This is a genomic window from Alteromonas sp. KUL150, from assembly GCF_009811475.1.
Lineage (GTDB): Bacteria > Pseudomonadota > Gammaproteobacteria > Enterobacterales > Alteromonadaceae > Alteromonas > Alteromonas gracilis.
Window position 1 is genome coordinate 1 of record NZ_BLIJ01000026.1, and the last position, 13,079, is coordinate 13,079.

Annotated in this window: 13 protein-coding genes; 5 read left to right on the forward strand and 8 right to left on the reverse strand. The window is 45.1% G+C overall.

What is annotated here, in order from left to right:
• Positions 1-55 precede the first annotated feature (55 nt).
• The 4 genes from GVO62_RS04735 to GVO62_RS04750 form a co-directional block, all read right to left on the reverse strand.
• On the reverse strand, positions 56-1,399 hold the full coding sequence (locus tag GVO62_RS04735) for a class II 3-deoxy-7-phosphoheptulonate synthase (protein ID WP_105931942.1): 1,344 nt from the start codon (positions 1,397-1,399) through the stop codon (positions 56-58).
• A 177-nt stretch (positions 1,400-1,576) separates the two neighbouring features.
• Entirely contained in the window at positions 1,577-2,512 is a 936-nt protein-coding gene (locus GVO62_RS04740) for an ATP-binding cassette domain-containing protein (protein ID WP_159117958.1), read from the reverse strand.
• A 10-nt stretch (positions 2,513-2,522) separates the two neighbouring features.
• Positions 2,523-3,494 carry a FecCD family ABC transporter permease gene (locus GVO62_RS04745; RefSeq protein ID WP_373996002.1) on the reverse strand — a complete coding sequence of 324 codons (972 nt, stop codon included), beginning with the start codon at positions 3,492-3,494 and terminating at the stop codon, positions 2,523-2,525.
• Between the two features lie 13 nt (positions 3,495-3,507).
• A complete protein-coding gene (locus GVO62_RS04750; protein ID WP_159117959.1) occupies positions 3,508-3,984 on the reverse strand; it encodes a low molecular weight protein-tyrosine-phosphatase in 477 nt (158 codons plus the stop codon).
• A 93-nt stretch (positions 3,985-4,077) separates the two neighbouring features.
• Between GVO62_RS04750 and pepE the strand changes: the two genes are divergently transcribed.
• Positions 4,078-4,800 carry a dipeptidase PepE gene (gene pepE / locus GVO62_RS04755; protein WP_159117960.1) on the forward strand — a complete coding sequence of 241 codons (723 nt, stop codon included), beginning with the start codon at positions 4,078-4,080 and terminating at the stop codon, positions 4,798-4,800.
• Here pepE and bioD read toward each other — a convergent pair.
• Genes bioD through bioB form a run of 4 tightly spaced genes read right to left on the reverse strand, consistent with a single transcriptional unit; the run spans position 4,771 to position 9,078 of the window.
• Positions 4,771-5,571 (reverse strand): dethiobiotin synthase, encoded by an 801-nt coding sequence (bioD, locus tag GVO62_RS04760; RefSeq protein ID WP_159117961.1) that lies wholly within the window; start codon positions 5,569-5,571, stop codon positions 4,771-4,773. The genes pepE and bioD overlap by 30 nt on opposite strands.
• Positions 5,568-6,578: a methyltransferase domain-containing protein gene (locus GVO62_RS04765; RefSeq protein WP_159117962.1), complete on the reverse strand. Its 1,011-nt coding sequence runs from the start codon at positions 6,576-6,578 to the stop codon at positions 5,568-5,570. The genes bioD and GVO62_RS04765 overlap by 4 nt, the downstream gene beginning before the upstream one ends.
• Positions 6,579-6,580: 2 nt before the next feature.
• The gene (locus tag GVO62_RS04770) at positions 6,581-7,954 is read right to left on the reverse strand and encodes an aminotransferase class I/II-fold pyridoxal phosphate-dependent enzyme (protein WP_159117963.1); all 1,374 of its coding nucleotides are present in this window, start codon (positions 7,952-7,954) and stop codon (positions 6,581-6,583) included.
• The gene (gene bioB, locus GVO62_RS04775; RefSeq protein WP_159117964.1) at positions 7,954-9,078 is read right to left on the reverse strand and encodes a biotin synthase BioB; all 1,125 of its coding nucleotides are present in this window, start codon (positions 9,076-9,078) and stop codon (positions 7,954-7,956) included. Before bioB ends, GVO62_RS04770 begins: the two co-directional genes overlap by 1 nt.
• Positions 9,079-9,176: 98 nt before the next feature.
• Between bioB and bioA the strand changes: the two genes are divergently transcribed.
• From bioA to GVO62_RS04795, 4 genes are all read left to right on the forward strand, one after another.
• On the forward strand, positions 9,177-10,442 hold the full coding sequence (gene bioA, locus GVO62_RS04780; RefSeq protein WP_159117979.1) for an adenosylmethionine--8-amino-7-oxononanoate transaminase: 1,266 nt from the start codon (positions 9,177-9,179) through the stop codon (positions 10,440-10,442).
• A 116-nt stretch (positions 10,443-10,558) separates the two neighbouring features.
• The gene (locus GVO62_RS04785; protein ID WP_159117965.1) at positions 10,559-11,080 is read left to right on the forward strand and encodes a DUF2937 family protein; all 522 of its coding nucleotides are present in this window, start codon (positions 10,559-10,561) and stop codon (positions 11,078-11,080) included.
• A gap of 207 nt (positions 11,081-11,287) precedes the next feature.
• On the forward strand, positions 11,288-12,565 hold the full coding sequence (locus GVO62_RS04790; RefSeq protein WP_159117966.1) for an ABC transporter substrate-binding protein: 1,278 nt from the start codon (positions 11,288-11,290) through the stop codon (positions 12,563-12,565).
• Positions 12,566-12,768: 203 nt separating this feature from the next.
• Entirely contained in the window at positions 12,769-13,050 is a 282-nt protein-coding gene (locus GVO62_RS04795) for a hypothetical protein (RefSeq protein ID WP_159117967.1), read from the forward strand.
• Positions 13,051-13,079 lie beyond the last annotated feature (29 nt).

A 13,079-nucleotide genomic window follows, 5' to 3' on the forward strand; every position in this document is an offset into this window, starting at 1 on the left:
TGCGCATTACGCATTACGCATTACGCATTACGCATTACGCATTACGCATTACGCATTACGCATTACGCAAATGATCAGCAACCAAGAATGCCATTTCAAGCACTTGGTCTGCATTTAAACGGGGGTCACATTGCGTTTTGTATGCCTGCGCTAAGTCTTCATCACTTATTTTATATGCGCCGCCAGTGCACTCGGTAACGTGCTGGCCGGTCATCTCAAGGTGAATACCGCCAGCGTGCGTGCCTTCTGCTTCATGGGCTTGGAAGAATTGTTTGATTTCTTTCAAGATTGCATCAAAGTTACGGGTTTTATAGCCGCTAGAGGCCGAGAACGTGTTGCCGTGCATGGGGTCAGAGCTCCACACAACATGTCGGCCCTCAGCTTTCACTTTACGCAATAAGCGCGGCAAGTTGTCAGCCAAATTATCTGCGCCCATTCGCGTAATAAGCGTTAAACGACCAGGGTCATTTAGCGGGTTAAGCGCGTCAATTAAACGAATAAGCTCGTCCTCTTGCATACTTGGCCCCACTTTCACACCAATTGGGTTGTGAATGCCTCGGAAAAACTCTACGTGCGCATGGTCAAGCTGACGGGTGCGTTCGCCAATCCATACCATGTGAGCCGAACAATCGTAAGGCTTGCCGGTAAGTGTGTCTATTCGCGTTAACGCCTGCTCGTAGTTCAACAGCAGAGCTTCGTGGGATGTAAACAATGAAGTTTCATGCAGCGTAGAACTGGTTTGTGCGTTAATGCCAATAACATCCATAAACTCAAGGGTGTCTTGAATTCTGTTGGCCATATCCGAATAACGTTCTTTAAGCGGATTGTTTTCAACGAACGCCATGTTCCAGCGGTTGACCTCATGAAGATCAGCCAAACCACCTTGTGCAAACGCCCGAAGTAGATTCAAAGTAGAGGCACTGCGATGATAAGCTTCTAACAAACGATCAGGGTCTGGACGACGGGCCGCTTCGGTGAATTCAAAGTTATTGATAATATCGCCGCGATAGCTCGGCAAGGTCACCCCATCGCGGGTTTCGAAATCCGAAGAACGAGGCTTAGCATATTGACCCGCCATACGTGCAACTTTGGTAACGGGGCAGCGGCCAGCAAACGTCAGTACGATTGCCATTTGGAGAATAACTTTAAACGTATCGCGAATTTTAGGTGCGTTAAACTCGTCAAACGACTCAGCGCAATCACCACCTTGTAAAAGAAAGCCTTTCCCCAGACTTACTTCGCCTAGTTGGCGCCTAAGCTCACGCGCTTCAGCAGCGAATACCAGCGGTGGATAAGAACTCAGTGTTTGCTCTACTTCTTTTAAACGTACTTTGTCGTCGTACTCTGGTTGCTGAAGAATAGGTTTATTTCTCCAACTGTCTACTTGCCAATTACTCAACGGTGTTCTCCTGATAAAAATTACGTAGGGCAAACGTTTAAGTGAAAATATTTATTGAAGCCCAAGCTTCAATAGAAAGACTGTACCGCGCTTCTTTATATGTCTATAGCGCTTTAATCTAATCAGTCTAATGTGAAAATATGAATCTAAAAAAATGCTGGAGGCACTTTACCACATTTATTCTAGGGAAATAGGTGCGCAAACTTGAATTTCTAGAAAGTTATCGCGCTTGCTTATAGCAAAATGGCATTCAAACACTTTTTCAAGGTTGGTTTGAGTTGCTACCTCGAGCGGTCTGCCCGACGCCACCATGCGACCACTTTGCATAAGCCATAAGCTGTCGCAATAGTTAGCGCTAAGGGCAATATCGTGAGACGTCATAAGTATGGTATTCCCTTTTTTACAAAGGAATTTCACTAAACTCGCTAAGGCATACTGATGCCTTATATCAAGCCCTTGTAACGGTTCATCTAAAAGCGCTATACCTTCGCCGTGTTCTAGCTGAGGCCAAATTTGCAATAGAGCTCGACAGATTTCTACTCGCTGACGCTCACCGCCAGAAAGCTGAGTGAGAATTTTATTGGAGAAGTCGGAGACCTCTAGCGCTTTTTCTAAAACAGCAGGTATAGGCACGCTTTGCTGAGTAGACGAATAAAAGCTTAAGTATTCCTTTACCGACAAGTGAAAACCACTCTCACTTTGCTGAGCTAGTAGGGTACGTACACTCGCAAGCGTTGCTAGCGACCAATTGTCCATTGGCTTGCCAAGCAACATGACGTTGCCCTCATCAGCTTCAATAAGGCCAGCAAGGGTAAGCAACAACGTTGATTTTCCTGCTCCATTTGGTCCTATGATATGAATACATTCGCCTTTTTTCGCGCTAATCCCCTCAACCCAAAGCCGTAAAGCGACTTTCACACGCTGTACGCTTAAAACACTATGATCTTCCGCTTCGTCGTGTCTATCCGCTGCGCTCTTGCCATCTTCTACACCGTCTTTGCTGCTAATGTTTTGCTTTGGGTTCGCGCTGATGATGTCATCCTCACTAATATTTATTTGTGGGTTAGTGGGAGAAACCGGGCGTTGCTGAGTAGTAAAATTCTTCGTCGTCATTTCACTTTCACTACCCTTTTATTTGACCTTTAGCTAAAGCCCAAATTAATAATGGACCGCCTAACGTGGCCGTTACCATAGATACCGGAAGTGTAATGGCACGGGTAAGTTCAGAACTTAACGCGACCAGAATTAACAAACTCGCACCGCTCATCGCACTTAGCGGCAACAAATAGCGATTATTGTGCCCTATAATCAAGCGTAAAATGTGTGGAACTAACAAGCCGACAAACGCGATAGAACCTGCCATAGACACCGCAGTACCTACAGCAACAGCACAAACAATGAGTGCCCGCTCGGTAAGTTTTTCTACATCCACACCACTACTTTTTGCTGCAATCTCACCCGCGTACAGCTTGTTTAAATCGGCGGAAAAATGAAGCTGCAATGCAACAGCGGCAGCTATGAGAGGGCCTCCCACCGACAAAATTAACCAGTTAGTTTGGTACAAACTTCCCATTAACCAGAAGGTAAGATTGCGAAGGGCATTGGCGTCGCTAAACATATAAAGCCAAGCGATAACAGCGCCGCTTAGCGTGGAGATGGCAACGCCAGCAAGAATGACGGCTGTAGAAGAGCCCAGCAACTTCCTTGCTATGCGGTAAATAATAAATGTGGAAAGCAGCGCACCAACAAAGCACCCTAATGGCAGCACGTAATGAAGATATGCTGATGCCCACCGTGGTGTTAACAGCAACAAAAGTGCAGCGACCAAACTGGCTCCGCTGGTTATACCAATAATACCGGGGTCTGCTAACGGATTTCGCAACACCACTTGCAATGTTGCGCCGCTTACGGAGAGCGCAGCGCCAACAAGGCACGCAGTTAGTATCAACGGTAGCTGTAATTGAACGATAATATGCTGTTTTAAATCTAACGACGCTTCAGAGCACCACGTCGTGCCTATAATTCCCGTAACACCAAGGAACAGCGCGAGACCTACAGAAATGATTACAACATTGACGACATTGCGCCTTATCAACGTAATTTCCGCCTTACAATATTTGGGTTTGTTTAATATGAGCGATTAAGCCCTCTGACGCTTCTTCGATAAGATCTAACACCAGCTCAAAGCCGCGCTTGCCGCCATAATATGGGTCTGGGACTTCTTTATCTTCAACGTCGGCAAAGTCTAAAAATAGCTTAATTTTATTATGATGCTGGCCTGGCGCCATGCCGTGAAGGTTTGCAAGGTTGCTATTATCCATTGCTAAAATATAGTCAAAACGCTCAAAGTCGCTTTCATCCACACGACGACACTTCAGCCCTTTAAAACTATAACCGCGCTCTACACCGGCAGCCTGAGAACGCTTATCTGCGGGCTTTCCAATGTGATAACCATGCGTACCGGCTGAATCAATATCAATATCCAAACCCGCTTCCGCAGCTTTCTTTTTAAAAACGGCTTCCGCTGTGGGAGAACGACAAATATTTCCCAAGCACACGAATAACACCGATATAGATTGTTTCATTCATTGTCCTATTTCAATGCAGTGACGGAGCGCGACTAAACTTTATAGTTCGTTTCACGTATGATACGCCGTCTGAAAAATTGTGGAGTTAGTATGACCGCACATTTACTTATGCTTAGTAGCTCTCGCCAAGGTGACGAGGCCTACCTAGAACACGCTAGGGCGCTTATTTTTGCACACTTAGGCGACGTACGCGACCTTCTATTTGTTCCTTATGCTGCTGTAACTCAGTCTTACGACGGATATGTAAACGCTGTGGCCAATGCCCTCCCTGAGTGCAATGTGGTCGGATTGCACACCGTCGATGACCCCGTTACTGCCATTAATCATGCGAAGAAGAACGGGCAAGCCATTGTCGTAGGTGGAGGTAATACCTTTCACCTGCTTTCGACGCTTTATACTAATGCGCTTATTGTGCCAATAAAGCACGCCATTGCCGATTGTACGCCTTACATTGGCTGGAGCGCTGGCTCAAATATTTGTGGGCAATCAATTAGGACCACCAACGATATGCCTATTATTGAGCCACCGAGCTTTGATGCGTTAGATATAGTACCGTTTCAATTGAACCCGCACTATACCGACTACCAGCCACCCGGCCATAATGGCGAAACACGCGACCAGCGATTAGCCGAATTCACAGCGCTAAACCCAACGACACCTGTGGTTGCCATTCGCGAAGGTACAGCGCTTCGCCTATCTGAAAATCAACTTAAATTAGTTGGTGAAAAAGATGGTTTTATCTTTTTAGGTAATGAAAAAACGCCAATTAATTCAGGTGATGATTTAACGTATTTGCTCGATAGCGGCGAATAACGCCTCTTCATTGGGTTCAGATTGATAGGGAATTTCTGCTAGCAGCGGTTCGGGTAACATGGCTTTAAGAGAATAAAGATTTTCTTGGTATCGTGTCATGTTACCTGTAACGTCGTTTGCCACCCATCCTTTAATAGCAAGCCCATCAGCGCGAATTGCCTCTGCGGTGAGGAGTGCGTGATTCAAACAGCCCAAGCGCATACCCACTACTAAAATCACGTCAATTTTAAGCGATTTCACGACATCAGAAAGATAGTACGTGGGCGTATATTCATCGCCCACTGTTAGTGGTAATCGCCAACCGCCAGCGCCTTCCATCAGCAAGAGATCTGGCTGATAGGTTTTGAGCAAATCAAGCCCTTGCGCAATTTTGTCGAAAGTTAGCGTCACGCCTTCCTCAAGGGCTGCAATATGTGGCGCAATCGCTGGTTTGAGTGCAATTGGGTTTATTTGTCGCAAAGGAAGTGTCTGTCCACTTTTTCTGTTTATTTGTCGCAAAGGAAGTGTCTGTCCACTTTTTCTGTTATTACTGTCTGCCTTTAAGCCGCCAACATCTTCGATGACTTCGCCAACGCGTATTTTGGCGCTCGCTTTTTGAATATTCAACGCGTCCTCATTGACCCACTCACCATTTACCAACTCGCATCCGGCTGCGATAGGTTTGTAACCGATAGCACGTAGGGATAAGCGTTGCGCGGCGTTTAATAGTTGGCAGGTGACATAGGTTTTCCCTACTTCTGTGTCGGTACCGGTAATAAAATACTGCTTCATCGTTTTTCCAATCTAAAATGACTCACGCGGTAGGTAAGTGGCAACTTACTTTCCACACCACTCGCATTAAAGTAAGCCATGGCTAATTTTTTGATATCTCTGCGATTTAGCGGGGGTTGCTTTCGTCCTGTTGCCCCTGCACCCACACCTTTCACTGAGCGCAGCAGAGACATTATGTCGCTATGCATATCTACATAGTCTTTGGTGATGACCCGTTTTAACGAAAGTCCCGACTGCTTAAAGCTATATCCCCACTGAGCCGCTGTTGGCATAACAGTATCCGCTTGCGCGAGCTGCGCCACTTTGCGCGCGGTTTTAAGTTCATCAAATGAACCAGCCACCATAATGGCAAGCTCAGCTACACCGCCTTTTTTTAGTACTCTCGCTATTTGCTTGGCTGCAAGACCTGTATCGCTAACCCACTGAAGCGCCATTGACGAAAACACCGTTGAAAATGTGTTCTCCGAAAAAGGTAAGTCAAGCGCGCTCCCCTGAATAAAAATGGGGTCAGAGTACTTTTTTCGAGCAAACGCCAACATGCCCTCGGCAATGTCCACGCCGGTTGCAGTTGCTCCTTTACGATAAAGCGCCTGCGTATGAATACCTGTGCCACACCCAATATCAAGGGCTTGCCCCTGCAAACGATGAGGTAAATTAATAAGTGCTTGCTCGGCGATAACACGCTGAATAGATGCGATACTATTGTATTGCTTTGCGGCTTTAGAAAAGCGATGGGCGATATCTTTCTCGTTAATCACTGGTACGGTATCGACGGATTGCGCTGCTGGAGAGCCATCAGCTAATAAAGAGCCATCAGCTAATAAAGAGCCATCAGCTAGTAAAGAGCCATCAGCTGACAGAAAGCCATCAGCTGACGAAAAGCCCTTAGCTTGAAATGCCCTCTTAATGGCAAGAGCTCCAGAAGATGTATCATGAGACATTTTACTGTCGAGAGTACATAGAGGCTTTGCAGGTATAACTGGTTGTAGCGCAGAGCTTGATGACATCGCTATATCTCGCTCTTACCATTGCCATTTCGTTCGCCAATTTCGGCGTTCGCAACACTTACTGTTGAACTCTCAGGTTCCTTCAAGCGATTCAACGATAGCTCAAAAGCATCAATTAGCACATCAATGTCTTGGGCGGTATGATTTGCAGTTAAGGTTACACGAAGCCTGTCTTGATTTTTCGGTACTGTAGGCTGCCTTATTGCCGTTACCCAAATACCGCGTTGTTTCAACCCTTCACTAAGCGCCAAGGCGCGTTCGGGGCTACCTACGATGATAGGCTGAATTGCACTTTGCGACTGCCCCAAGGTTATTTCACCTGTTTCTTCTCGCTTTTCATTCACATTAAGTGTCTGTCCAAAACGTTTATGAAACGATTCTCTGAAATAAGCGATATTGTTATTCAGCGTTTCACGACGTGACGTATCGCTGGCAATATGAGTGAGGGAGTACAAGGTTGCGACTGCTTGTGCCGGCGGCATAGCGGTAGAATACACATAGTGTTTTGAGAAGTTCACAAGGTAATCAATCAGCGTTTGGCTTCCTGCGATAAACGCACCAGCTGTGCCCACCGCCTTACCAAATGTCCCCATCACAATAGGCACCTGATGCTGGCTTAAATTTAACGCTTCGGTTGTGCCAAACCCGTTATCACCTAGCACCCCCATGCCGTGTGCATCGTCTAACATGAACCATGCGTCATATTCAGCGGCAAGCTCAGCTATTCCCTCGCAAGGCGCCACGTCACCGTCCATACTGAACACCCCCTCACTGGCAATAAGAATATCTTGCTGACTTGTTTCAATGAGAGTATTTGAACCTCTACCCGCATCAGATACTTGTTTATGACAAGCGTCCGACAGCAGGGTCTCTAAATGACTGAGGTCATTGTGCTTAAAGCGACGAAGCCTAGCGCTTTCAGAAACACACTGTGACCCTTCTAAAAACGATGCATGCATTAGCTTGTCAGCAATAATCAAACCTGAATTCGCGCCTCTGTTAACGTTAAAAATGTGAGGAAAAAGTGCCATACACAAGGCTTGATTAGCGGCAAAGCCAGAGTTAAACAACAGCGCAGCTTCTCGATTTAAACCGTCGGCGATGTAAGCTTCAAGCGCCAAGTGGGCCTGAGTGTGCCCCGTAACCAAGGGTGATGCTCCGCTGCCGCCCCCAAATTGCGCCAGCCCTTCAACCCAACTTTGCAATACCCCTTCGTGCTGGCGCATGCCTAAATAGTCGTTGCTTGAAAAATTGAGATAATGCTCACCATTAATACAAATAATGCTGTCTTTTTCGTATTGTTGGCAGTGGCGCTGACGCAGCAAGCCTTGTTTGGCTCGCGCATTCAGTGAATCGTTTAACCAATTAAAGGCCATTACGCCTCCGTAACGTGCTGTTTTCTTGCCGCTACCTTAGGCTTGGTTGCATCAATAAACAAGTCATTGCCGTTGCTAGCTTGCTCTTGTCGCTGAATAATTTCTTCTTCTAGCACCTGTTGGTGTGCTTCATCCGAGAAGTCTCGCGTGCGCTCAGTGTTAATACCAAGCTTTTTGAAAAGCATGACATCTTCATGCGTATCTGGGTTCGAAGTAGTTAAGAGCTTGCAACCATAGAAAATGGAATTCGCCCCTGCCATAAAGCACAGCGCCTGCATCTGTTCATTCATGGCTTCACGGCCTGCAGACAAGCGCACATGTGATTTAGGCATCATGATACGGGCCACTGCAATTGTGCGAATAAACTCAAAATAATCCAGGTCTTCTACGCTATCCAGTGGTGTACCTTTTACTTTCACCAGCATGTTAATTGGCACACTTTGAGGCTGTTCTGGAAGATTAGCGAGTTGTACCAGCATACTAGCACGATCACTCACGGTTTCGCCCATACCGACAATACCACCAGAGCAAACGTTCATGCCTGCAGCACGCACGTTCTCAAGGGTGTTTAAGCGATCTTGATAGGTACGCGTAGTAATGATGTCGCCGTAGTATTCAGGAGAGGTATCAAGATTGTGATTGTAGTAGTCCAAACCCGCTTGTTTAAGGGCCACTGCTTGATCACGGGTTAACATACCCAGCGTCATACAGGTTTCTAGCCCCAGACTTTTGACCTCTTCAACCATTTTCAAAATATAAGGCATATCCCGGTCACGGGGGTTTCGCCAAGCAGCGCCCATACAAAAACGCGTTGACCCCACGTGCTTTGCCTCTTTCGCTCGCTGAATGACCTTTTCAATTTCAAGCAGCCGCTCTTTTTCAAGGCCAGTATCATAGCGGGCGCTTTGAGGGCAATATTTGCAGTCTTCAGGACATGCCCCGGTTTTGATCGACAAAAGCGTGCTTACCTGCACTTCATTAGGATTAAAATGCTGCCTATGCACTACTTGCGCATCGAACAGTAAATCGTTAAATGGCATTGCAAATAAAGCTTCTACTTCAGCCTTGGTCCAATCGTTTCGAATAGTGGTAGTTTGCGCGGTGGGTGCGTATGCCAATGTCATTGACTGTCCTTTACTAATTATTATTGCTGGCTTAGTCTATGGCTCAATATCGAGTTGTCAACTCTGACCAATTCAAAAACTTTACTGATGGTTATTTTGTGAGCAATATAGAATTTGATAAACAGCACATCTGGCACCCATATACTTCCGCAGTTAACCCCCTTCCCTGTTATGAGGTCGTAGGCGCAAAGGGCGCAGAATTTACATTAGCCAGTTCTGAAGTATTGGTAGATGGCATGTCTAGCTGGTGGGCAGCTATTCACGGCTACAATCACCCCGTACTGAACGACGCAGCGCACAAGCAAATTGACGCATTTTCTCACGTTATGTTTGGTGGCATTACTCATCAGCCAGCAGTAGATTTATGTAAATCTTTACTCAGCATGGTGCCTGCTGGTTTAGAGCGGGTATTTTTAGCAGACTCAGGCTCAGTCTCTGTTGAAGTAGCGATTAAAATGGCGATTCAATACTGGGCATGTCAAGGAAGACCAGAGAAATCGCGTATTGTTGCACCTCGCAATGGCTACCACGGTGATACCTTTGCCGCCATGAGCGTCTGCGACCCGGTAAACGGTATGCATAGCTTATTTGAAGGCGTGCTAAGCAAACAAATATTTGCACCTGCTCCCCAGACACGTTTTGGACAGACTTTTAGTGAAGATGACATTCTTCCACTCGAAGAGATTTTCGAAAAGCATCACCACACCATGGCTGCTCTTATCCTAGAACCCATTGTTCAAGGTGCCGGAGGCATGCGTATTTATCACCCCGAATATTTAAAGCGCTGTCGCCAGCTTTGTGACACCTATGATGTGCTATTCATTTGCGACGAGATTGCTACTGGCTTCGGTCGTACAGGAAAACTCTTTGCGTGTGAGCATGCGGGTATTTCGCCCGACATAATGTGTTTAGGCAAAGCGATTACCGGCGGATATATGACGCTGGCGGCAACGCTATGTACAGAAGATGTGGCTCTTGGGGTGTGCCAAGGTGAGCCAGGGGTTTTCATGCACGGCCCAACTTATATGGGTAACCCTTTAGCTTGTGCCGTGGCAAACGCTAGTTTGTCCTTAATTAATGAGAATCACTGGCAGCATCAAATTCCTGCTATTGAGAAACAATTACAAACCGAGTTGGCAAAATGTGCAGACTTACCCCGCGTTGCTGACGTTAGGGTGCTAGGCGCTATAGGTGTGGTTGAGACGGTAAATCCCGTCAATGTTGCCGAAATTCAACGCCACTTTGTGAAACAAGGGGTGTGGATACGCCCCTTTGGGAGATTGGTATACATTATGCCTCCCTATATTATATCTCCAGACCAGCTAAGTAGGTTAACCCACGCTATCTATACGGCTTTGAAATAGTAAACCGGCTAGATAGCAAGCGCTGTGTTGGAAAGCTGTAATATCGTTGGCATCAACTTTTCTCGCCATTGATATTTTGTGAACGAATTGAAATTAAGATCCATGGTGAGTGTTCAATGGTAGTGCGTATTCTCGATAAAGTGGTATTTGCAGTTTTATTCATTATTACGCTGCAGGTACCTATTTTAGCCGATCACTACCGGCAATACTTAAACGGCTACTATGATGCGCTGCGAGATGAAGTCTCAAGTTCTTCTGAACTTGCCAAGCAATACGGCTTTTCATCAGTAGACGCTATGTTGGAAAGCCTACAAAAAAATAGCGAACCTGTAGTCAGAGAAAACGCCTCAATGAAAGCGTCTCGCTTTGCGCAAATCACCACTCTTGAACAAGGTATGAGAAAGTTAGAGCACGGACACTATTTTGAACAACTCGTGTTTATGGCTTCTCCTTCTCAGTATGGAACACTTAATCGCGTTTTAGACAACTTCAGACCATCAGTACCATTAACCCCATCATCTATTGTATTTAGCTTAGTCACCGCTATTTTTCTAAACTTATTGATTTGGACACCGCATTTTTGCTACTGCCAAGTTAAAAAAGTAAGAAACAAGCCGAAACGCTATTCTTATAGATAATGTTTTAGTCAGCGTGGGATAATTTTCTATAACCTAACACGATTTAATTTTCCTTTTTCGCAAAGCTATTCTCTTGTATCTATTTTATATACATACAAAAGTTGAATAGGCATATTGGATAAACTATCTATAGTTGTTGTATGGCCTTAGATGCTGCTTGCATAAATTAATCGAGGCTCAATAATGTTAAGGGAATAGTAGAAAAATATGCTAAGACGCCGTTTCTATAATTTGCTCCTCTGTTTAGCAATGATCGCTTCAATTGCAATGATCACACCAAGTGCAATTGCAATGACCACACCAAGCTATGCACAGCAGCTAAACGTTGGTGTCTCGGTATCAACAAGCGCACAAAGAGAAGCCTTTTACACACTAGCGCGCGATTTTGAAACCCTCCACCCTAACAGCAAAGTGCAGTTTACCGCGCTAAGTAGTGAAGATTATAAACTCGCGTTTCCCACTATGTTGGCCAAAGATAAACGTTTTGATGTGCTGTACTGGCATGCTGGGCAGAGGCTTTTTAATTTCGTCGAAAAAGAGTTAATTCAACCCATAGACGATTTGTGGCTGGAAAACGAACTTGATAATGCGTTCGACGGAAACGTCAGACAAAACCTTAGCTATAACGGCCGCTATTACGCTGTTCCCATCTCGTATTACCAAATCGGTTTTTATTATTCAAAAGAAATATTTGAGCGCTTATCGTTGAGTGAACCAAAGACGTGGCAAGAATTTATAGCCCTATGTGAAATCATCAAAGCCGACGGCGTTTCACCTATTTTTATTGGAACGAAAAGCAACTGGCCCGCCACTGCTTGGTTCGACTATCTTAACCTCCGATTAAACGGGCTCGATTTTCATCATGCGCTAACACAAGGGAAAGTTCCCTTTAATGATGATCGCGTTAGGGACACTCTCAACGTTTTGCAAGCGTTAAAAACGAGAAAATACTTTATTGCAGAGCATCAAGATTTTCATTGGCGAGAAAGCTTACCGCTGTTATCAAGAGGATTGGTTGGTATGTCGTTAATCGGTAATTATGTTATTCAGGATATACGAAAGGACATGCTACCTAAAATCGGCTTTTTCCCCTTCCCTCAAATTAATGAAGGAGTCGGTAAATACGAAGAGGCTCCCATTGACGTACTTGTTATCCCCAAACAAGCGAAAAACTTATCTTTAGCCAAAAAGTTTTTAGCCTTTGCTGCAAGTCACGAGGTTCAAACAAAGCTAAATAAAAAGCTTGGCGTCATATCTCCAAATAAATCTTCACAGCAACAGACCTCACCGCTTACTAAAGAAGCCTATCTTGAGCTGTCAACGGCGGAAGGTTTCTCGCAATTCTTTGATAGAGACGCCAATGAAGCCTTTGCCAAAGAAGTAATGCCTATCATTGATGAATTCATGGTACATGGCGATGTAACGATTGCCGTCACAAAACTAGAATTGGCACGCAGTCAGCATTTTCCAACGACTACTCTCTAACGCTCCGCTTTCAAATACCTTCCTGTTACGACAAGGAAAATCAGACTGCCTGATTTTTTATTGAACATGGCATCAATAATGCAGACTTACATATAAGAGCAAGAAGTGAAGATTTGCATGGTTGGTTTATTTAAAGCAACGAACTCAAACTTCATTTATATATCAGTAACTTGCTTAAAAAAATGGTAAAAGGAGAAGTAACTATGCCAACAGATGCTCAATTATTAATCGGAAAAGTGTTGCAAATTAAAGACAAAATTACAGCCAAGCGTCATTGCATTCCATGTGACTTAAAAGCGGAATGGAATGCCTTGGACGCACAAACCGCGTGTTTTGAAAGTAAAGCGCTTTATAGAAGTGCTGTGAAAGGTCAGGAAATGAACAAGCACATAGACTATACAGGGTCAGTGAAAGAGCTTTCTCAGCTTGTTTCTAAGCTAAAAACGCTAAACAACAAGGTTAACGTTACGCAAGTTCACCACTAAGGTCTCTTGACGCCTTTGTTATCTTAAGA

Bases quoted from the DNA above. Each gene is read 5' to 3' on its own strand.
- GVO62_RS04765 (WP_159117962.1), bottom strand. From the start codon at position 6,578: ATGTCATCAAGCTCTGCGCTACAACCAGTTATACCTGCAAAGCCTCTA.
- GVO62_RS04740 (WP_159117958.1), bottom strand. From the start codon at position 2,512: ATGACGACGAAGAATTTTACTACTCAGCAACGCCCGGTTTCTCCCACT.
- GVO62_RS04795 (WP_159117967.1), top strand. From the start codon at position 12,769: ATGCCAACAGATGCTCAATTATTAATCGGAAAAGTGTTGCAAATTAAA.
- GVO62_RS04770 (WP_159117963.1), bottom strand. From the start codon at position 7,954: ATGGCCTTTAATTGGTTAAACGATTCACTGAATGCGCGAGCCAAACAA.
- bioB (WP_159117964.1), bottom strand. From the start codon at position 9,078: ATGACATTGGCATACGCACCCACCGCGCAAACTACCACTATTCGAAAC.
- bioD (WP_159117961.1), bottom strand. From the start codon at position 5,571: ATGAAGCAGTATTTTATTACCGGTACCGACACAGAAGTAGGGAAAACC.
- GVO62_RS04750 (WP_159117959.1), bottom strand. From the start codon at position 3,984: ATGAAACAATCTATATCGGTGTTATTCGTGTGCTTGGGAAATATTTGT.
- pepE (WP_159117960.1), top strand. From the start codon at position 4,078: ATGACCGCACATTTACTTATGCTTAGTAGCTCTCGCCAAGGTGACGAG.
- GVO62_RS04785 (WP_159117965.1), top strand. From the start codon at position 10,559: ATGGTAGTGCGTATTCTCGATAAAGTGGTATTTGCAGTTTTATTCATT.
- GVO62_RS04790 (WP_159117966.1), top strand. From the start codon at position 11,288: ATGCTAAGACGCCGTTTCTATAATTTGCTCCTCTGTTTAGCAATGATC.